Origin of the sequence: Paradevosia shaoguanensis (assembly GCF_016801025.1) — a bacterium.
Lineage (GTDB): Bacteria > Pseudomonadota > Alphaproteobacteria > Rhizobiales > Devosiaceae > Paradevosia > Paradevosia shaoguanensis.
This window is the reverse complement of sequence record NZ_CP068983.1, coordinates 2939436-2958977: the sequence shown is the minus strand read 5'-3', so window position 1 is coordinate 2958977 and position 19542 is coordinate 2939436. Positions and strand designations below refer to the sequence as shown.

At 63.9% G+C, this 19542-nt stretch carries 26 protein-coding genes; 19 read left to right on the top strand and 7 right to left on the bottom strand.

The window, feature by feature from the left end:
* Position 1 precedes the first annotated feature (1 nt).
* The gene (locus tag JNE37_RS14110) at positions 2-262 is read right to left on the bottom strand and encodes an accessory factor UbiK family protein (RefSeq protein ID WP_035092393.1); all 261 of its coding nucleotides are present in this window, start codon (positions 260-262) and stop codon (positions 2-4) included.
* Between the two features lie 123 nt (positions 263-385).
* On the opposite strand from JNE37_RS14110, the gene lgt reads away from it, so the two are divergent.
* The 17 genes from lgt (at position 386) to JNE37_RS14025 (ending at position 13167) form a co-directional block, all read left to right on the top strand.
* The gene (gene lgt / locus JNE37_RS14105) at positions 386-1198 is read left to right on the top strand and encodes a prolipoprotein diacylglyceryl transferase (protein WP_035092396.1); all 813 of its coding nucleotides are present in this window, start codon (positions 386-388) and stop codon (positions 1196-1198) included.
* Entirely contained in the window at positions 1188-2267 is a 1080-nt protein-coding gene (locus tag JNE37_RS14100) for a class I SAM-dependent methyltransferase (RefSeq protein WP_203063397.1), read from the top strand. The genes lgt and JNE37_RS14100 overlap by 11 nt, the downstream gene beginning before the upstream one ends.
* Positions 2264-3025, top strand: coding sequence for a peptidoglycan editing factor PgeF (gene pgeF / locus JNE37_RS14095; RefSeq protein ID WP_203063394.1), 762 nt, complete (start codon positions 2264-2266; stop codon positions 3023-3025). The genes JNE37_RS14100 and pgeF overlap by 4 nt, the downstream gene beginning before the upstream one ends.
* A 125-nt stretch (positions 3026-3150) precedes the next feature.
* A complete protein-coding gene (locus tag JNE37_RS14090; protein WP_035028385.1) occupies positions 3151-4083 on the top strand; it encodes a ribose-phosphate pyrophosphokinase in 933 nt (310 codons plus the stop codon).
* A gap of 112 nt (positions 4084-4195) precedes the next feature.
* A complete protein-coding gene (locus tag JNE37_RS14085; protein WP_035092403.1) occupies positions 4196-4555 on the top strand; it encodes a YciI family protein in 360 nt (119 codons plus the stop codon).
* Positions 4556-4672: 117 nt separating this feature from the next.
* Positions 4673-5023, top strand: a complete 351-nt coding sequence (locus JNE37_RS14080) for a YciI family protein (protein WP_182399646.1) — start codon at positions 4673-4675, stop codon at positions 5021-5023.
* 89 nt (positions 5024-5112) lie between these two features.
* The gene (locus JNE37_RS14075; protein WP_035028395.1) at positions 5113-5469 is read left to right on the top strand and encodes a YciI family protein; all 357 of its coding nucleotides are present in this window, start codon (positions 5113-5115) and stop codon (positions 5467-5469) included.
* A gap of 3 nt (positions 5470-5472) precedes the next feature.
* Complete coding sequence (locus JNE37_RS14070) at positions 5473-6717, top strand: RNA polymerase sigma factor (RefSeq protein ID WP_203063392.1); 1245 nt, start codon at positions 5473-5475, stop codon at positions 6715-6717.
* A gap of 452 nt (positions 6718-7169) precedes the next feature.
* Entirely contained in the window at positions 7170-7796 is a 627-nt protein-coding gene (locus JNE37_RS14065; RefSeq protein ID WP_156046259.1) for a 50S ribosomal protein L25/general stress protein Ctc, read from the top strand.
* Between the two features lie 87 nt (positions 7797-7883).
* Entirely contained in the window at positions 7884-8618 is a 735-nt protein-coding gene (gene pth / locus JNE37_RS14060; RefSeq protein ID WP_203063390.1) for an aminoacyl-tRNA hydrolase, read from the top strand.
* A 74-nt stretch (positions 8619-8692) separates the two neighbouring features.
* On the top strand, positions 8693-9790 hold the full coding sequence (gene ychF, locus JNE37_RS14055; protein ID WP_035028414.1) for a redox-regulated ATPase YchF: 1098 nt from the start codon (positions 8693-8695) through the stop codon (positions 9788-9790).
* 133 nt (positions 9791-9923) lie between these two features.
* Positions 9924-10115 (top strand): hypothetical protein, encoded by a 192-nt coding sequence (locus JNE37_RS14050; RefSeq protein WP_203063388.1) that lies wholly within the window; start codon positions 9924-9926, stop codon positions 10113-10115.
* A gap of 76 nt (positions 10116-10191) precedes the next feature.
* The gene (locus JNE37_RS14045; protein WP_203063386.1) at positions 10192-10497 is read left to right on the top strand and encodes an antibiotic biosynthesis monooxygenase family protein; all 306 of its coding nucleotides are present in this window, start codon (positions 10192-10194) and stop codon (positions 10495-10497) included.
* Positions 10498-10555: 58 nt separating this feature from the next.
* Positions 10556-11032, top strand: coding sequence for a MaoC family dehydratase (locus JNE37_RS14040; RefSeq protein ID WP_035092417.1), 477 nt, complete (start codon positions 10556-10558; stop codon positions 11030-11032).
* Positions 11029-11586: a MaoC family dehydratase gene (locus JNE37_RS14035; protein WP_052152323.1), complete on the top strand. Its 558-nt coding sequence runs from the start codon at positions 11029-11031 to the stop codon at positions 11584-11586. The genes JNE37_RS14040 and JNE37_RS14035 overlap by 4 nt, the downstream gene beginning before the upstream one ends.
* A 26-nt stretch (positions 11587-11612) precedes the next feature.
* Positions 11613-12002 carry a hypothetical protein gene (locus tag JNE37_RS14030; protein WP_203063382.1) on the top strand — a complete coding sequence of 130 codons (390 nt, stop codon included), beginning with the start codon at positions 11613-11615 and terminating at the stop codon, positions 12000-12002.
* Positions 12003-12687: 685 nt separating this feature from the next.
* The gene (locus JNE37_RS14025) at positions 12688-13167 is read left to right on the top strand and encodes an SRPBCC family protein (RefSeq protein ID WP_203063380.1); all 480 of its coding nucleotides are present in this window, start codon (positions 12688-12690) and stop codon (positions 13165-13167) included.
* Positions 13168-13204: 37 nt separating this feature from the next.
* On the opposite strand, the gene JNE37_RS14020 is transcribed toward JNE37_RS14025, so the two are convergent.
* The 6 genes from JNE37_RS14020 to petA form a co-directional block, all read right to left on the bottom strand.
* Positions 13205-13738: an adenine phosphoribosyltransferase gene (locus JNE37_RS14020; RefSeq protein ID WP_182399638.1), complete on the bottom strand. Its 534-nt coding sequence runs from the start codon at positions 13736-13738 to the stop codon at positions 13205-13207.
* 32 nt (positions 13739-13770) lie between these two features.
* A complete protein-coding gene (locus JNE37_RS14015) occupies positions 13771-13977 on the bottom strand; it encodes a hypothetical protein (RefSeq protein ID WP_035028435.1) in 207 nt (68 codons plus the stop codon).
* Between the two features lie 78 nt (positions 13978-14055).
* Positions 14056-14937 carry an S-methyl-5'-thioadenosine phosphorylase gene (gene mtnP / locus JNE37_RS14010; RefSeq protein ID WP_035028437.1) on the bottom strand — a complete coding sequence of 294 codons (882 nt, stop codon included), beginning with the start codon at positions 14935-14937 and terminating at the stop codon, positions 14056-14058.
* 235 nt (positions 14938-15172) lie between these two features.
* Complete coding sequence (locus JNE37_RS14005; RefSeq protein ID WP_182399633.1) at positions 15173-16018, bottom strand: cytochrome c1; 846 nt, start codon at positions 16016-16018, stop codon at positions 15173-15175.
* A gap of 17 nt (positions 16019-16035) precedes the next feature.
* Positions 16036-17286: a cytochrome b gene (locus JNE37_RS14000; RefSeq protein WP_035028440.1), complete on the bottom strand. Its 1251-nt coding sequence runs from the start codon at positions 17284-17286 to the stop codon at positions 16036-16038.
* 15 nt (positions 17287-17301) lie between these two features.
* Positions 17302-17832 (bottom strand): ubiquinol-cytochrome c reductase iron-sulfur subunit, encoded by a 531-nt coding sequence (petA, locus tag JNE37_RS13995; protein WP_035028444.1) that lies wholly within the window; start codon positions 17830-17832, stop codon positions 17302-17304.
* Between the two features lie 369 nt (positions 17833-18201).
* Here petA and JNE37_RS13990 point away from each other — a divergent pair, with 369 nt between their 5' ends.
* Both JNE37_RS13990 and hemF read left to right on the top strand, forming a co-directional pair.
* Entirely contained in the window at positions 18202-18666 is a 465-nt protein-coding gene (locus JNE37_RS13990) for a tRNA (cytidine(34)-2'-O)-methyltransferase (RefSeq protein WP_203066394.1), read from the top strand.
* Complete coding sequence (gene hemF / locus JNE37_RS13985; protein WP_182399631.1) at positions 18663-19532, top strand: oxygen-dependent coproporphyrinogen oxidase; 870 nt, start codon at positions 18663-18665, stop codon at positions 19530-19532. The genes JNE37_RS13990 and hemF overlap by 4 nt, the downstream gene beginning before the upstream one ends.
* Positions 19533-19542: the final 10 nt, after the last annotated feature.

Sequence of the window (19542 nt, the reverse complement as noted above, 5' to 3'; positions counted from 1 at the left end):
GCTACTCGGCCTTCTTGCCGCGCGGAGCGGGCTTGAGATCGGAAAGTTCCTTGCGGAGCGCGGCGATTTCCTCGCTCTGCACCTGCACCAGTTCACGCAGGGCGTCGAAATCCTCACGCTTGACCAGATCCATATCGGCGATGAAGCGCTGAGCCTGGGCCTTGACCCCGGTTTCCACCTCGCGGCGGACCCCATCGGCAACCCCAGCCGCCTCGTTCATCAATCGGCCGAGATCGTCGAAAATCCTGCTGCCCTGGTTCATTGCGCATAGTCCTTCAAGTGCTTGCCGCCGAACGGCATTGCACCTTATTTAGGCCCTCGCGACCTGCTTGACCAGAGCAGGCATGGCCTGCATGGTCCTGCCAGTTTCTTCGGGAGCCCCGATTTGCCGTTTCCCAATATCGATCCGATCGCCTTCGCCATTGGCCCGTTCGCAGTGCGCTGGTACGCCCTCGCCTATCTCGCGGGCGTGGGCCTGGGCGTGCTTTACGGCATGTCGCTGCTCAAGCGCCACTCGCTCTGGAAAGACAACAAGCCGCCCTTCGCGCCCGGCGATCTCATCGACTTCGCCTTCTGGGCCGTGCTCGGCATCATTCTAGGCGGGCGCATCGGCTACGTGCTGTTCTACAATTTCCAGTACTATATGGCGAACCCCATGGAGATTCCGGCGCTGTGGGATGGTGGCATGTCGTTCCATGGCGGCCTCATCGGTATCATGGTCGCCATCATATTCTATACCCGCTACAAGGGGGGTAACCCGCTTTCGGGCCTCGATCTGGTGGGCGCAGTGGGCACGATCGGCCTCTTTCTCGGCCGCATCGCCAACTTCATCAACGGCGAGCTTTTCGGCGCACCAACCGACCTTCCCTGGGGCGTGATTTTCCCCAATGGCGGCGACGTTCCGCGCCATCCCAGTCAACTCTACGAAGCGGCGCTCGAAGGCATCGTGCTGTTCCTCGTCATCCGCTACGTGACGCATGTCGCCTATGGCCTGCGCCGACCCGGTTTGGTGGCGGGGATATTCGGCATCGGCTATTCGCTGTCTCGCATTCTCGTCGAATTCGTGCGGCTGCCCGATGCGCAGATCGGCTACCTCTATGGGGGCTGGCTGACCATGGGCCAGGTGCTGAGCCTGCCGACGCTTATCGCCGGCATCGCCCTCGTCATCTATGCGATGAGGCGCAGCAATGGCCGATGACAAGAGCCTCGGCGAGCTGATCGACCTGCAGATCCGCACCAATGGCCCGATGTCGATCGCGACCTATATGGGCCTGTGCCTGACCCATCCGCGCCTGGGCTATTACAAGAATGCCGATCCGCTCGGGGCCAAGGGCGATTTCATCACCGCGCCCGAAGTCAGCCAGATGTTCGGCGAGCTGATCGGCTTCTTCCTCGTCAACCTCTGGCAGCAGATGAACGAGCCCCGATCGTTCACGCTGCTCGAACTCGGGCCGGGCCGTGGCACGCTGATGAGCGATGTCATGCGCGTGACCAAGCGCGCCGAGGGTTTTGCCAACGCGGCCCACCTGCAGTTGTTCGAGACCAACCCGGTGCTCAAGGCCGAGCAGGACAAGCGCCTCGGCCAGTACCTGCCCTATTGGGCCGACGAGATCGACGCGGTGAGCGACGATCCGCTGTTGGTCGTGGCCAACGAGTTCTTCGATGCCTTGCCGATCCGGCAATTCGTCAAGGGCGAGGATGCCTGGCACGAGCGGCAGGTGGGCCTGCGTGATGGCAAGCGCGCCTTCGGGCTTTCGCCCACTCCGATCCCCGCCGAGATACTGCCGGAGGAAGTGCGCGATGCACCGATGGGCGCGATCTATGAAGCCGGTATCGCGGCGAACGATGTGATGGCGCGGCTGGCCGCCAGGGTTGCGGCACAGGGCGGCGCGATTCTCGCTATCGACTATGGCTATGGCCGCTCGCAGACCGGCGAGACGTTGCAGGCAGTGGCGCGGCACGCCTATGCCGATCCATTGGCCAAACCCGGCGAAGCCGATCTTTCGGCGCATGTGGACTTCGACGCCCTGGGGAAGGTCGCGACCGCCGCCGGGCTCGTGGTGCAGCCTCTGACGCCGCAAGGTCTTTTCCTCAAGCGCATCGGCATCGGCGAACGCGCAGCGGCGCTGGCGCGGGCCAACCCCAACGAGATGGGCAATATCGAAACGGCGCTCAAGCGCCTCATCGCCCCCGAGCAGATGGGCGACCTCTTTAAGGTCTTCGTGGCCACCAGCCCCGGCCTCAAGCCGATAGGAGTGGGTGCATGAAGCCACCATTCGAAACCAGCCCAGCACTGACCGGGCTCGCGGGCATCCGCCACGGTTTCTTCGGCAGGCTGGGAGGCAGCTCGACGGGCGAGTTCGCCTCGCTCAATGTCTCCGAGAGTGGGGGCGATGATCGTGCCATCGTGGCCGGCAATCGCGCCGCCATCCTGGAGGCACTGGGTTTCGACCGGCTGGCGACGCTGACGCAGACGCATTCCAACCGGGTGGTGACGCTGACTTCCCTGCCGGTTGACGGCGAACGGCCTGACGCCGACGCGCTGGTGACCAATCAGCCGGGACTGCTGCTCGGCATCCTCACCGCCGACTGCACGCCGATCGCCTTCGCCGATGGCGAGGCGGGCGTGGTCGGGATTGCCCATGCCGGCTGGAAGGGCGCGGTGCACGGCATTGCCGAGAACACCATCGCCGCCATGGAGGCTCTGGGCGCTCGGCGTGAACGAATCGTAGCGGTAATCGGACCGACGATTTCGGGCGCCAATTATGAAGTGGGTCCACAATTCGCCGCCGACCTCGTGGCGATCAATCCAGATGCAGCGGCGCATATCGCGACGCCGCCGGGAGGCAAGGAGCATTTCGACCTGCCCGGCTTCGTCCGTGCCCGGCTTGAAGCGGCAGGCATCGCGGTGGAGCAGGCAGGCTCGTGCACCTATGCCTCGCCGGAGCGCTACTTCTCGCATCGCTACGCGACGCACCAGGGCACCAAGGCTGGCCGTCAACTCTCTGTAATAGGACTCTTCTAACGATCATTGGTTCTGCTACTAACTGGGCCGTTGCGCAGGAAGGCGGTGCGCGCTAAGGGTGCCCGCGAGCGAGGCGCTGACCGCGAGAGTCCGGCGTCCGGGGCATCCAAGCAGCAGGTGGCGCTATGAAACTGGTGACGGGCAACTCCAACCGGGCGCTCGCCGAGGCTGTATCCAGCTATCTCGAACTGCCGTTGACCGATTGCACGGTCAAACGATTTGCCGACAAGGAAGTCTTTGTCGAGATTCACGAAAACGTCCGCGGTGAGGACGTTTTTGTTTTGCAGTCCACTTCGTTCCCGGCGAACGACCACCTGATGGAACTGCTGATCCTGATCGACGCTCTGCGCCGTTCCTCGGCGCGCCGCATCACGGCGGTGATCCCCTATTTCGGCTATGCCCGGCAGGACCGCAAGTCGGCGCCGCGTACGCCCATTTCAGCCAAGCTGGTCTCCAACCTCATCACCACGGCAGGCGCCAACCGCGTACTGACGCTGGACCTGCACGCCGCCCAGATCCAGGGTTTCTTCGACCTGCCGGTCGATAACCTCTATGCCGCCCCGGTGCTGACCCGCGATATCCAGGAGCATTATGACGTCAAGAACGTCATGATCGTCTCCCCCGACGTCGGCGGCGTGGTGCGTGCCCGCAACGTGGCTCAGCGCATCGGCGCCAACCTCGCCATCGTCGACAAGCGCCGTCCGCGCGCCGGCGTCTCGGAAGTGATGAACATCATCGGCGACGTGTCGGGCCAGGCCTGCATCATGATCGACGACATCGTCGATTCCGGTGGCACGCTGGTCAACGCCGCCGAGGCCCTACTCAAGGCGGGCGCCAAGGAAGTTTCGGCCTACATCACCCACGGCGTGCTCTCCGAAGGCGCGGCCGAGCGCGTGGCCAAGTCCAAGCTCAAGGAACTGGTGATCACCGACTCGATCGCCGAGACCGAAGCGGTCAAGGCGGCCCCCAATATCCGCCGCATCTCGATCGACCAGCTCATCGGCGAAGCCATCGCCCGCACCGCTTCCGAGCAGAGCGTTTCGAGCCTCTTCGACTGATTTTTTCGGCCGTCGCAACTTTTTTGTCTGAAAAGTCGAAATGACGTCGACCTCTCCGTCATTGTAGCATCGGGACACGGTGTTCCGAGCTACACCTAACGGGAGAAAGACCATGCGTTTCATGTGCCTCATCAACTACAACGAAGCTGAGATGGCCAAGGCGACGCCCGAAGAAATGAAGCAGTTCGGAGCCGAATGGGGTGCCTTCAACCAGGCGCTCGCCAAGGCAGGCAGCCCCGGCGAACGGCTCGAGCCCAGCCGCGCTGCGACCACCGTTCGCGTCAAGAACGGCAAGGCCGACGTGCTCGACGGCCCCTATGCCGACACCAAGGAACAGTTCGCCGGCTATTTCATGCTCGACGTTCCGGACCTCGACGCGGCGATCGAATTCGCCAAGACGTGCCCGGGCGCTCGCTACGGCTCGATCGAAATCCGCCCCTTCTGGCAGGCGCCCGCCGGCCAGAGCTGGTAACCACCACTCCTCACGACGGGCGGCGGAATTTCCGCCCGCCTGTCGAAATCGACCTCCCTCGCGCGACATTGTTGCGACGGGCTATGCTGCCCGGCACCGCACAGCGAGGAGAGAGAAATGAAATACCTGCTCATGCTCTATGCCGACGAAGTCGCGGGCTCCAAGATCAGCCCCGAGGACATGCGCGGCTTCATGCAGACCATGTATGCCTACCAGGACGCCCTGACCAAGGCCGGCGCCTTTGTCGATACCGCGCCTCTCACCCCCACCACCAAGGCCAAGACCATCAATCTCGAAGACGGCGAGTTGAAGGTCCATGACGGCCCCTATGCCGAAACGCGCGAGCAGTTCGGCGGCTATTACATCATCGAAGCGGCCAATATGGACGAGGCGCTCAAATGGGCCGCCAAGTGCCCGGCCGCGACTTGGGGGAAGATCGAGGTGCGCCAGTTCGCAAACTTTTCGTAGATTTTTGCGGCGGCGGTCGAAATGGCCGCCCCTGCCCCGACATTGTATCATCGGGGCACGGTGCTCCGGCCATTCAAGGGAAAATCCAGATGCGCTACTTGCTGTTGATCCACCAGGACGAGAACATCTACCGGAACGGCGCGCAGTCCAACGTGACCGCGATGTCGAGCGACTATGCTGCCTTCAATGAGGCCATGAAGAAGGCCGGCGTGCTGCTGGGCGGCGAGCGCCTGCAGTTCACCGATACCGCCGCCAGCGTGCGCGTTACCGACGGCAAGACCGAGGTGCTCGACGGCCCTTATGCCGACACCAAGGAACAGTTCGGCGGCTTCTACATGATCGAAGCTCCCGACCTCGACCAGGCCGTCGCCTGGGCCGCCCGCTGCCCTGCTGCCCAGAACGGCACGGTGGAAGTGCGCCCGATCTGGGAACTGACGGGCAACTGAACCATGAACCAGATGGGCAACGAGGCGCGCCGCGCCGCCGAGCGCGTGGCGCGTGAAAGCTACGGTCGCCTCGTTGCCTTCCTGGCAGCCCGGACGCGCGACGTCGCGGGCGCCGAGGATGCGCTGGCCGAGGCCTTCGCCACGGCCCTGCGCATGTGGCCGGAGGACGGCGTTCCCTCCAACCCGGACGCCTGGCTCCTCACCGTGGCGCGGCGCCGCCAGACCGACGCGGTACGCCGCCGCCAGACGCGAACGGCGGGCGAGACGCATCTGAAGCTCATCGCCGACGAGATCGAAGCCGCCATGGAAACGCCCGATGAGATTCCCGACAGACGCCTGGCGCTGATGTTCGCCTGTGCCCACCCCGCTATCGAACGCGGCATGCGGGCGCCGCTGATCCTGCAGACCATCCTCGGCCTCACCGCCCAGGACATCGCCGCCGCCTTCCTCATCCCGCCTGCCACGATGGGGCAGCGACTGGTGCGCGCCAAGACGCGCATCAAGGAAGCCGGCATCCCGTTCCGCGTTCCCGAGCGCGAGGAATTGCCCGAACGGCTCGATGCCGTGCTCGAGGCGATCTACGCCGCCTATGCCAAGGGCTGGGGCGAGATCGGTGAGACGGGCTCGGCCCAACTGGCCGAAGAAGCCATCTGGCTGGGCCAGCTCGTCGTCTCGCTCATGCCCGAGGAGCCCGAGGCCAAGGGCATGCTGGCGCTGATGCTCTACACCGAGGCCCGCCGCAGCGCGCGTCGCTCGCCGGACGGCGCCTATGTGCCGCTGGACGAGCAGGATACGTCTCTATGGGACGACTGGCAGATCGACCTGGCCGAGAACCTGCTGCAACAGGCCAATGCCGGCGGGCCAAGCGGACGCTACCAGATCGAGGCGGCGATCCAGTCGGCCCATGCCGCACGTCGGCTGCGCGGCGCGCCGACCTGGCCGGCCGTGGTTGCACTCTATGATCACCTGCTGCGACTGACCGGCTCGCCGGTGGTGGCGCTCAACCGCGCCGTGGCGCGGGCTGAGGTGGAGGGGCCAGTCATAGCGCTCGAGGACCTCGCGGCGATTGCGGCGGACAAGCGGATGGCCGACTACCAGCCGTATTGGGCGGCGCTGGGGCATCTCAATGCACTGGCGGGAAACCGGGAGGCGGCGTTCGAGGCGCTGACGCTGGCGAGCGGGCTGTCGGCCGATCCGGCGGTGCGGCAGTATCTCAACAACCGGATTGCCGCGTTGCGGAATGGATAAGTGCCCCGCCTAGGCCTAGGGTCCGTACTCAATAAGTCCCGGCGCCCCCAGAGCGCTTGTCTCCCCATCCGACAGTGTCCAACGCAAGCGCTGTCCGTCTGCCGCGCCACAACCACTGAACTTCCCCGGCCGCAGAGCCGGGGCCCACGGTTACCTCCACTCGAGTGGAGGGTGGCAATGGGCCCCGGATCAAGTCCGGTGGGTGGGGCGGCCATCGCAACCTCATCTGCCGGTGCAGTTGAGTACGGACCCTAGAGAATGTGGGCGCAATTGGCCTCCTGCGACACACCGCCCGCCGCCCGTAAAACCCGCACGGCAGCACGCCTCTGCCACTTGCCGATGGCCCGGCTTTCCTCTATATCCCGCCCGCATGAAGCGCTCGTCACCCCTGGAGGACGGGCGCGTGTGTTTTGAAGGGTCAAAACGCACACCAACCCAGAATGGAACATTCCATGGCTGATGCTATTGAGCTCAAGGCTCAGGCGCGTGCCCGGGTGGGCAAGGGGGCCGCTCGTGAGCTGCGTCGTGAGGGCCTTGTCCCTGCCGTTATCTACGGCGACAAGAAGGCTCCCGAGACGATTGCCGTCTCGTTCAACGAAATCAACCGTCGCATCTACGCCGGCGGCTTCCTCTCGCACGTCATCACCCTTGACGTCGACGGCAAGAAGCACCGCGTGATCCCCAAGGACTACCAGCTCGACGTCGTCAAGGACTACCCGCTGCACGTCGACTTCCTGCGCGTCGGTGCCTCGTCCAGGCTCAATGTCCAGGTCCACGTCTCGTTCGTCAACGAAGACAAGGCTCCTGGCCTCAAGCGCGGCGGCACCCTCAACATCGTGCACCACACCGTTGAGCTGACCGTTCCGGCCAATGCCATCCCCGAAGAGATCGTTGTCGACCTCGACGGCAAGGACATCGGCGATACCATCCACATCTCGTCCGTCAAGCTCCCGAAGGGCGTGGAAGTCCACTCCCACGAGGAAGACCTGACCATCGCCACCATCGTTGCTCCGTCGGCGCTGCGCGCCGAGGAAGCCGAAGCGGCCCCGGTCGAAGCGGAAGCCGAAGCCAAGGAGTAATCCTCGGCCGCCCTTGCGCGAAAAAGTTGAGGCGGCCCAAGGGTCGCCTCTTTTATTTCCAAGATTTGCATTTCGGAGACTTGCCAGATGCATCTGCTGGTCGGCCTGGGCAATCCGGGCGCGCAATACGAAAGAAATCGCCACAATATCGGCTTCCTGGCCGTGGACGAGATCGCGCGCCGGCACAATTTCGGCCCGTTCCGCCAGAAGTTCAACGGGCTGATCTCGGAAGGCAATATCGATGGCGAGAAGGTGCTGCTGCTCAAGCCGCAGACCTTCATGAACCGCTCGGGCGATTCCATCGTCCAGGCCACCAATTTCTACAAGATCGCCCCCCAGGACGTGACCGTACTCTATGACGAGCTCGACCTCGTGCCGGGCAAGCTGCGCGTAAAAGTCGGCGGCGGCAGTGGCGGTCACAATGGCATTCGGTCCATCGATCCGCAGATCGGGCCCGATTACCGCCGCGTGCGGCTGGGCATCGGCCATCCCGGCTCCAAGGACGCCGTGATGCACTACGTCCTCGGCGACTTCGCCAAGTCCGATGCAACCTGGCTCGACCCGCTGCTGGAAGCCGTGGCCGACAGCGCCGGCCTTCTGGTCAGGAAGGACGACAACGGCTTCATGAACAAGGTTGCCATTGCCGGCGGCAAGGGCGGGGAATCCGGCCCGCATTCGGAAGCACGCAAGGCCGAGAAGGCCGCGCCCAAGGGCCAGAGCCATATCCGCGCCGCCCGCCCGCACCAGAACCAGGCAAAGGTGCCGGAGACCGGCCCCATGGCCGCCATGCTCAAAAAGCTCTTCGGCAAGGACGAAGCCTGACCCCTTTCCCGCTCCCACATTGACATCGTGCGCGATCCGCACGATGTGGGGACAAGATTTTCTCGGAGACATCCATGGGACTGAAAATGGGCATTGTCGGTCTGCCCAATGTCGGCAAATCGACGCTCTTTAACGCCCTGACCCGCACCGCCGCGGCGCAGGCTGCGAATTTTCCGTTCTGCACCATCGAGCCCAATGTCGGCGAAGTGGCGATCCCCGATGCGCGCCTCGAAAAGCTGGCCGCGGTCGGCAAGTCGCAGCAGCTGATCCCGGCCCGCATGAGCTTTGTGGATATTGCGGGTCTGGTGAAGGGCGCCAGCAAGGGCGAAGGCCTGGGCAACCAGTTCCTGGCCAATATCCGCGAATGCGACGCCATCGCCTATGTGCTGCGCTGCTTCGAGGACGGCAACGTCATCCACGTGGCCAACAAGGTCGACCCGATCGCTGACGCCGAAGTGGTCGAGACCGAGCTGATGCTGGCCGACCTCGAAAGCCTCGAGAAGCGCCTGCCGGGCCTCGAGAAGAAGGCCAAGGGCGGCGACAAGGACGCCAAGCTCACCGTCGACCTCATCAACCGCTCGCTGGCGCTGCTGCGCGAAGGCAAGTCGGCTCGCCTCGTCGAGCGTTCGGCCGAGGAAGAGAAGGCGTTCACCGAACTCCAGCTCCTCACCAGCAAGCCGGCTCTGTTCGTCTGCAATGTCGATGAGGCTTCGGCGGCCACCGGCAATGCCATGACCAAGCGCGTCGAGGACTATGCCAAGGCGCACAACGCCGCCGTGATCGTCATTTCCGCTGAGATCGAGAGCCAGCTCTCCCAGTTGCCTGACGCCGAGCAGAAGGAATATCTGGACTCGCTCGGCCTGCACGAACCCGGCCTCAACCGCCTGATCCGTGAGGCTTACGATCTCCTGGGCCTGCAGACCTATTTCACGGTCGGCCCCAAGGAGGCGCGCGCCTGGACCATCCACAAGGGCGACCGCGCCCCGCAGGCCGCCGGCGTCATCCACTCGGATTTCGAACGTGGCTTCATCCGCGCCCAGACCATCGCCTTTGACGACTACGTCACGCTTGGCGGCGAAGTGCCGGCCAAGGAAGCGGGCAAGGCACGCGACGAAGGCAAGGAATACGTCGTCAAGGACGGCGACGTGATGCTCTTCAAGTTCAACACCTGAGGCTTGCGCCTGCTCTGGGCGCATGGGTGAAATACCCCGCGCGGCCAGCTCGAACCTTGAAATCGCCCACGTTTGGGGCGATTTCGCACGGGACGTAAGATACGCGAAGGGAGGAGGATTGACGGAGACGACCATGAATACCCAGTACAAGGGTTTCGACATCACCCTGACCGCCAGCGACCAGTGGGCCGCCCGCATTACCCGGATTGCCACCGGCAAGTCCTTCTCACAGCAGCCGACCGCCCCGCTCGAAGCCGGCGCCGATGCTGCCCTGACGCGCGCGAAGAACATCGTCGACGCGTTCCTGGCCCTCAACGGGCGCTGACCTCCTCCACAATCGGTACTGACCGCCTTTCCGGCGCGGGTGTATCATGCTGCCTTCGCAAGACAGGGAGGGCATCATGCATGCGTACAATGTCGTGCGTTTCCGGGTGAAACCGGGCATGGAAGACGCTTTCGTCGACGGTCAGAGGGTCGGGACGGAGCCTTTCATCGGGTTCGAGGGCGGTGCGCTGGTCAAGACCGGCGACCGCACCTATTGCTTCATCGGCGTGTGGGAGAACTTCGACCGCCTCGCGGCGGCCCGGCCTGCCATGATCGGCATGCTGGACAAGGTTCGCTCCACGCTCGAAGACCAGGGCAACGGCCTGGGCGTGACCGATCCGGTCTCGGGCGAGGCCGTGCTCGAATATCCGCCGACCGCATAGCGGCCCGACGCGATCAGGGGTTCGCATTCGCCTGCCGGAGGGCTATACCTCCGGCACCATGAATCCTGTGACGGCCAATCGGCGGCATTTCGAGGATCTCGCCGTTGGCGAGAGTATTGAGCTTGGGCGGGTGAACCTGACCAAGGACATGATTTTCACCTTCGCCCGCGAGTTCGATCCCCTGCCCTTCCACCTCGACGAAGCGGCGGCCAAGGCCTCGCTCCTCGGCGGGCTGGCCTCGAGCGGCTGGCAGACCGGCGCGCTGAGCCTGCGCATGCTGGTGGACAGCTTCCTTTCCGGCATCGCGGCAGCCGGCGGCCTCGGCTTTTCCAACCTCAAATGGCGCAAGCCCTTCATGGCGGGCGATACCATTACCGGCACCGCGACCATCGCCAAGCTCCACCGCTCCCAGCACCACCCGCAATGGGGCGTGATGGAACTGGCGCTCGATATCCGCAACCAGAAGAACGAGCCGGTGATGACCATGCAGCTCGCCAATCTCGTCGAACTGCGCAATCCCGAGGCGCCGCTGTGACACGCTGGTTCGAGGACATCACCATCGACGAGCCCTTTCCGCTCGGCGAGCATACTTTTACCGAGGAGGAGATCATCCGCTTCGGCAAGATGTACGACCCGCAATATTTCCACATCGACCCGGAAGCAGCCAGGCACAGCCATTTCGGCGGGCTGGTAGCGAGCGGCTGGCACACCGTCTCGGTAGGGCACCGCAAGATGGTGGACGCGCTTTTCGCCGAAGAGGAGCGATTGCGCGGCATGGGTGAGGAACCGGGCGTTTCCGGCCCCTCACCAGGCGTCAACAGCATGGCGTTCAAGGCGCCGGTGCGGCCGGGTGACACGGTGACCTATACGCTCACCGTCACCGGCAAGCGCGCCTCCGCCTCCATTCCGGGCTGGGGATTGCTTTTCAACCACCTCACGGCGGTCAATCAGCGCGGCGAACTGGTCTATGACGCCGAACTCGTCGGGTTCAACAAGCTGCGAGACTACCGGATGCCGCTCAGGATACGGCTCGCGATGGCGTTGACCCGCGTGCCGGGCTTGAACAAACTGCTTGCGCGCTCATCCTGAGTCGCTTCTTACCCCGGACACTGCCCTTGCGCCTCATCGCCCTTTCCGTTGCCTTCCTCATCGCTCTTTCGGGCAGCGCCTTCGCCCAGGTTTTCCAGGGCAATTGGTATTGCATGGCCGGCGACCAGAAGGCGGGCGTGCTCACCATCTACGCAGGCTCCTACGGCTTCGCCTCGGCGGCCTATGGCGACAAGAGCTCGGGCGTTGGCTCCGTGCAGGGCTATGCGGACGGCGTGACCTTCACCGACGGCCCGCTGGTGAGCGAGCTGGGTATCCAGGTCGGCCGACTGCTGGTCGGCGAGGGCGCGCCCTCAATGACCATCGAGAATGCCAACGCCATCGTCATGGTCTGCACGACGCTGCAGAATTCCGGCTTGGCACCGGCCCCGCAGGGCACGACACCCGTTACGCAATAGATGCGCCAAGACGCCGGCTCGGATTGCTCCGGTCGGGTTTGCTTGTGGTTCGTTGGCGGCTCGGGGCGAGGTTTGCCTCAAGTCTATGTTTGCTAGCGAAGTATTGCGAGGCATAGCCTCGCCCCTTGAGCGTTTGAGGTTTCTACAGGCCCGTTCACGCAAGTTGCCCGCGAGCGCACTCCGGGCCGGTCACGTCACACTTAGGCCGTAAGCCCAGGCGCCCCCGGACTTCCCCCAACTCCCAGAACCTGGCGGCAGGGCGAGATGCAGGTGTCGACCTTGTCTGCATCCAGTCCTGCCGTCAGCCGCCGCGGCACTGCGTACTGTGCCTCGCCGTTGGCGGAGGGATGGGAAGGAGTATGCGGGAGGGTGGTGGGGACGGGGATAAGTTTTTTGGCACGATCGTTCCTGGCTCTCCTGCCCCCTCGTTCTCACCCCCACCACCGCACTTCCCCGGGCGAAGACCCGGGGCCTATTGCACCGCTCCACTCGAGTGGAGGGATCCGTGGGCCCCGGCTCTTCGGCCGGGGAAGTAAGGTGGTGGGGTGAGGGAGACGTGCTGGCACAATCTCGCCGAATGCTAGCGCCAGGTCGCGGGACAATGGCTCGTAAGCGTGTATCCGCTCTCACCTTGACTCTCGTCACTTCATTTCATAACCTTTTCGTTATAAAAAGGAGAGGAACCATGAACATAGCGGTGGATGTTACCCAGCCGTCCGAGACCGAAGTGGTGGTTACGCGGGTATTCGAGGCACCGGCGCGGTTGGTGTTTGATTTTCATACGCGGCCGGAACATGTGCGGCGCTGGCTGCTCGGGCCCGAGGGATGGAGCATGCCGGTTTGCGATATCGATCTGCGGGTGGGCGGATCGTATCGCTATGTTTGGCGGAACGACGCGGACGGGAGCCAGTTCGGGACGACAGGCGTCTACAGGGAAATCGTCGTGCCTAGCCGCATCGTTCATACCGAGCGGATGGAGGGGTTCGACGGCGAGTGCCTCTGCACGCTCACGCTCATCGAGAAAGGTGCCCACACCACACTGACCTACACGCTCAAGTTCGAGAGCAAGGAGGCGCGGGATGGGGCGCTGGCGACGGGAATGACCGACGGCATGGGCATGAGCTATGGGCGCCTCGAAGAGGCGCTTGTCGACGCTGCGCAGTAGAGGGTTCGAGGGGCCACACCTGTGCGGCCCTTTCCACTCAGTGGCCGGCGAACTCGATCAGGGCCTGGATGTTGACGTTCTCGGCGCGCAGCTTGTCGGCGCCGCCAAGGTCAGGCAGGTCGATGACGAAGGCCGCGTTGTCGGCAACGGCGCCGGTGCGGCGCAGGAGGCTGATGGCGGCAATGGCCGTGCCGCCGGTGGCGATGAGATCGTCGACCAGCAGGACGCGGTGATTGGCGTTGAGCACGTTGGCGTGGATCTCGATCGTGTCCACGCCATATTCGAGCACGTAATTCTGCCCGATCGTCTCGCCCGGCAGCTTGCCGCGCTTGCGGATGGGCACGAAGCCTGCGCCGAGCTCGATGGCCACGCCCGCCCCGAAGATGAAGCCGCGCGCCTCGATGCCGGCGACGTGGGTGAAGGCCCCGTCCCTATGGGCATCTGCGATGCGCCGGATGCTCTCGCGGAAACCCTTGGGGTCCTCGATGAGGGTGGTTATGTCCCGGAACAGGATGCCCTTCTTGGGATAGTCAGGGATCGTGCGGACGAGCGACTTCAGGTCGACGGACATGTCTGTTCTCGAAGCGGGAAAGAGGCGGGAGGCTATTTGCCGGTAACGGCATCCTTGATCCGCCGCGTGAGGACACCGGCATTGTAGGCGGCCGAGAGCGTGGCCTTGACGGCCACTTCCTTGTTGCGGGGATTGAGGACGTGCGGGGCAGCCGCGCGGACGCCCGCGCGAACTGCAGGATGCTGTGCAATAGTCGCGGCAACGCTGACGACCGTTACGGCAAGACGAAGTGCCGACATCTGCGATCCTTTCCGTGCGCGAAAATGGCTACCGCGCGAACATGCACAATGGCGGGCCGCTAGGCAAGCGGCCCGATGTCACTTTCCGTTGCCGTTGCCGAGCACCCTGCCCGCCACCGCATCGAGCCGGGAAAGCAGGCCCGGCGAACGCACCTCGGGCGCGGTCATGAAGGCGTGAGCGAGCGCGGAGCGCGCTGGATCGTCCTCCAGCGTGCGCGGGAAAGTGCGGGCAATGGCGCCGACAAGCGCCTGCGCCTTGGCGCGATTGGCGGCAAGCGTGGTGACGACGGCCTGCACATCCACCGCCTCATGGGCGGGGTGCCAGGCATCGTAGTCGGTGACCATGGCGACGGTGGCGTAAGGCAGCTCGGCTTCGCGCGCGAGCTTGGCCTCGGGCAAGGCGGTCATGCCGATAATGTCGCAATCGAGCTTGCGATACATCTCGCTCTCGGCGCGCGTCGAGAATTGCGGACCTTCGATGACGACGAGCGTACCGCCGGCATGACAGGTGACCCCGGCACTGTCAGCAGCCGCAGAGATGACGCCGGTGAGGCGAGCGGAGACAGGCTCGCCGAAGGCGACGTGACCGACAATGCCGCTGCCGAAGAAGGACGTCGCGCGGGCAAAGGTGCGGTCGATATACTGGTCGGGCAGCACGAAGGTGCCGGGCGCCAGCTCGTCGCGGAGGGAACCGACGGCGGAGATGCTGATGAGATCGGTGACGCCGGCGCGCTTGAGGACATCGACATTGGCGCGATAGTTGATCTCGTTGGGCGCCAGACGATGGCCGCGGCCGTGGCGCGGCATGAAGCGAAGCTTGAGCCCCTCATATTCGGCGAAGAGAATGGCGTCCGAGGGTTGGCCCCAGGGACTTTCTATGGGCAACCAGCGGGGGTTTTCGAGCCCCGGAATGTCGTAGACACCCGAACCGCCGATAATGCCGAGAACTGCTTCCGTCATGAATGCCTCCAGTGTGCATGGAGCCCGGATGCGGGCAGCAGGGCGCAAGGGCACGGACCACCGAACGGGTCCGGACTGCCAGAAAGTCGAAAGCGCCCCTGAGGCCCCGTAGAAGCAAGAAAAAGCAAAGGGCCCCGTGGGGCCCTTTGTAAGGTCTTTGCATGACAGCCGAAAGGCTGGAACGACCAACTTGCAGGCCCCTGGGGAAAACTGTTTCCCCGACGGGCCGCGGTCGCTAGTGCTCGACGCCCTTCCAGATGCGGCGCTTGGTGAAATACATCAGGCCCGCGAAGAGCAGCAGGAAGAGGATCACGCGGAAACCGGTCTCCTTGCGGGACACCATGTGCGGATCGGCCATCCAGAAGAGGAAGGCGGACACGTCTTCCGAATACTGCTCGACGGTCTGGGGTACTTCGGCCTGGCCTTCAGCAGCGACATAGGCGACGCGGCCATCGGTCAGCGGCGGCGCCATGCCGATGGCGTGTCCCGGGAAGACAGCGTTGTAGTGCTTGCCCTCAGGGACTTCAGCACCGGCCGGCGGCGGGTCCTGATAGCCGTTGAGCAGGGCATGGATGTAATCCGCGCCACCTTCCTGATAGGCGGTGAAGTAGTTGAACACCCAGGTCGGGAACGGATCGGTCACGCCACGGGCCTTGGCCAGCACGGACATATCCGGCGGCAGGGCGCCGCCATTGGCATCGCGCGCCTGCTGCTCGTTATCGAACGGAGCCGGCCAGCGATCGGCGAGTACCGCCGCGCGCTTGCCGCCGGACGCGTCCGGATCGTTGATCTCATACTGAGCAGCGAGAGCCTTGACCTGAGCCTCGGAGAACTGCGGGCCGCCCTCTTCCGTGAGGTTACGGAAGGCCAGCAGGTTCGCCGAATGGCAGCTCGAGCAGACTTCGCGGAACACCTGGAAGCCGCGCTGGAGCTGGTTGCGGTCGTAGGTGCCGAAGACACCCGCGAACGACCAGGGCATGCGCTCGATACGCGGTGTCTCATGTTCCTGGGCCACGGCCGGAGCCGCGACCAGGCTGGCAGCCAGCGCCAGGGCAGCGAAAATGGTCTTGGTGTTGATCATTTGCTTGAGCCCCGTGGTCAATGAGCCTTGCCGAGCACGCTCTGCGAGATGCTGACCGGCAGCGGCCGGGGCGTCTCGATGCGGGCGAGCACCGGGAGGATGATGAGGAAGTAGATGAAGTAATAGGCCGTCGCGATCTTGGCGAGAACGTTCATGATCGCGATCGAGGGATCCTGCGCGCCCAGGTACATGAGCAGCAGGAAGTTGAGCACGAACAGGGCGTAGAACCACTTGAACATCGGGCGGAAATTACCCGAACGCACAGGCGACCGGTCCAGCCAGGGCAGGACGAACAGGATCAGCATCGAGCCGGCCATGACGATCACGCCGCCCAGCTTGGAGTCGATGAACAGCACGTTGAAGTCGATGGCGCGCAGCATCGTGTAGAACGGCAGCAGGTACCATTCCGGAACGATGTGGGTCGGCGTCACCTGGCTGTTGGCCATGATGTAGTTGTCGGGGTGGTTGAGAATGTCCGGCGCGAAGAACACGAACCAGGCGAACGGGATCAGGAACACCACGACCGCGTAGAGGTCCTTCATCGTGTAGTAGGGATGGAAGGGCAGCGTATCGCGCTTTTCCTTGACCTCGACGCCCGCCGGGTTGTTGTTGCCCGGCACGTGCAGCGCCCAGATGTGCAGCACGACCACGGCCGCGATGATGAACGGCAGCAGGTAGTGCAGCGAGAAGAAGCGGTTGAGGGTCGGATTGTCCACCGCGAAGCCGCCGCGCAGCAGCTGCATGATGGCATCGCCCACGATCGGGATCGCCGAGAAGATGTTGGTGATCACGGTCGCGCCCCAGAAGCTCATCTGGCCCCAGGGAAGCACGTAGCCCATGAAGGCGGTGGCCATCATGAGGACGAAGATGATGACGCCCAGCATCCACAGCACTTCGCGCGGAGCCTTGTACGAACCGAAGTAGAGGCCGCGGAAGATATGGACGTAGACGGCGAAGAAGAACATCGAGGCGCCGACAGCGTGGGCGCCCTGGATGATGCGGCCGCCATTGACGTCGCGGCGGATGTGCTCGACCGAGTTGAAGGCCAGATCCACGTTCGGCGTGTAGTGCATCGCCAGGATCACACCGGTGATGATCTGCGCGACCAGCATGAAAGCCAGGATCGCACCGAACGTCCACCAGTAGTTGAGGTTCTTCGGGGTCGGGAAATCCATCAGGTGTTCTTTGGAGAACCTGATGATCGGCAGGCGCTCGTCAAGCCAGCGCTCGATACCGGTGGAGGGCGTGTAAGTGGAGTGTTCAGACATCTGGCAGGCCCCCTATCAACCGATCTGGATCATGGTGTCGCTGAGGAATTCGTACGGCGGCACGACCAGGTTCTTGGGCGCCGGGCCCCGGCGGATACGGCCGGCGGTGTCGTAGACCGAACCGTGGCACGGGCAGAACCAGCCGTCATACTCGCCGCTCTCGCCGACCGGGATGCAACCCAGATGCGTGCAGTTGGCGATCATCACCAGCCACTGCTCGTGGCCGGGCTTGGTGCGCTGCTCGTCGGTTTCCGGATCCTTGAGCTCGGAGAGAGGAACGGCCTGGGCCTCCTGGATCTCCTTGGGAGTGCGGTGGCGGATGAACACCGGCAGGCCGCGCCACTTGACCGTGACGGACTGGCCCTCGGCGATCGGGGTCAGGTCATATTCGGCCGAAGCCAGCGCCAGGACCGAAGCGTCCGGGTTCATCTGGTTGATGAGCGGCCAGGCGACGCCCACGACGCCCACGGCGCCCACGGCACCGGTCGCGACGTACAGGAAATCCCGCCGCGTCGGCTCGGTTTGAGTTTGTGTATTGCTTGCCACGGTTTGTCCCCGCACTAACTGAGCTTGCTGCTTCCCGCGGACCCGGAAGTCAGGAGCAGGAATGACGATTTGCCGCACGGAACCGGCGGCAGAAATCCGGGCTCTTTTTGCACTGTCACAAGCGCTTGTCCAGTCCGCCCGCGACCCTGCGGCGAGCGATGCGACACTATTCGCAGTTTCCCAGAGCTTTTATCCGGTGTCACCGGGCTTTTTCAGCTACCCGGAGGGTGCGACAAGTGCTGCATCAAACAGCCCTGGAGCTTTGGCATAGATTATGTGTGACATAGACAACCCATTGGATTTACAGGCCCTCTGCCTGCGCCGATAAACCGCAGGTATTTCCAGTTCACGATTAATCCATCGATGACGATCGACCTCGCGCTCTACCAACCTGATATCGCACAGAATACCGGCACGCTTTTGCGGCTCGGGGCATGCCTCGGCATTCGCATCCACATCATCCACCCGACGGGCTTCCCGTTCTCTCGGCAGGCCTTGCGGCGGGCGGGACTCGACTACCTGGACTATGTCGAATTCGTCGAGCATGTAAGCTTCGAGCATTTCGAGGCCTGGCGACGGGAGGCCGGCAAGCGACTCGTTCTGCTGACCACCAAGGCCAGCGATTCCTGCTACGAGGCCCAGTATCGCCGCGACGACGTGCTGATGACCGGGCGCGAGAGCGCGGGCGTGCCCGATGCCGTGGCCGAGGCCGCCGATATCCGGGTCCGCATCCCCATGCGACAAGATATGCGCTCGCTCAACGTCGCAATTGCTGCAACGCTCGTGCTAGGGGAGGCACTGAGACAGACCGGACAATTCGAGACGCTCGCATGACACTTCCCCTCGACATCGACTCCAAGAAGGCCAAGGCCTCCGCCTGGTTCCGCGAACTGCGCAATGCCATCGTGGCAGAACTGGAGGCGCTCGAAGATGCCGTAACCGGCCCGCACGCCGACCGTGCGCCCGGCCGCTTCGTCATCGAACCCTGGGACCGCCCCGCCGGCGGTGGCGGTGAAATGTCGATGCTGCATGGCCGCGTCTTCGAAAAGGCGGGCGTGCACATTTCGACCGTCGAAGGCCAGTTCTCGGAAGATTTTGCCAAGCAGATGCCGGGCACTGCCCAGGGCGCCAGTTTCTGGGCCTCGGGCATTTCGCTCATCATCCACCCGTGGAACCCCAACGTTCCGGCGGTGCACATGAACACCCGCATGATCGTGACCGGTGAGCAATGGTTCGGCGGCGGCGCCGACCTGACCCCGGTGCTCGACCGCCGCCGCACGCAGGAAGACCCGGACACCGTCGACTTCCACGCGGCGATGAAGAAGGCCTGCACGGATAACGGCGTCGACTACGACGCCTACAAGAAGTGGTGCGACGAGTATTTCTACCTCGCCCACCGCAAGGAACCGCGCGGGACCGGCGGCATCTTCTACGACCACCACAATTCGGGTGACTGGGACCGCGACTTCGCCTTCACCCAGTCCGTGGGCAACGCCTTCAAGCACATCTACCCCGAACTGGTCCGCCGCAATTTCGAGACGGCCTGGACGGAAGAAGACCGCAACGAGCAGCTCATCCGCCGCGGCCGCTATGTGGAATTCAACCTGCTCTACGACCGAGGCACGACTTTCGGCTTGAAGACCGGAGGCAATGTGAATTCTATCCTCTCCTCGATGCCGCCCGAGGTGCGCTGGCCCTAAGCGAACGAGG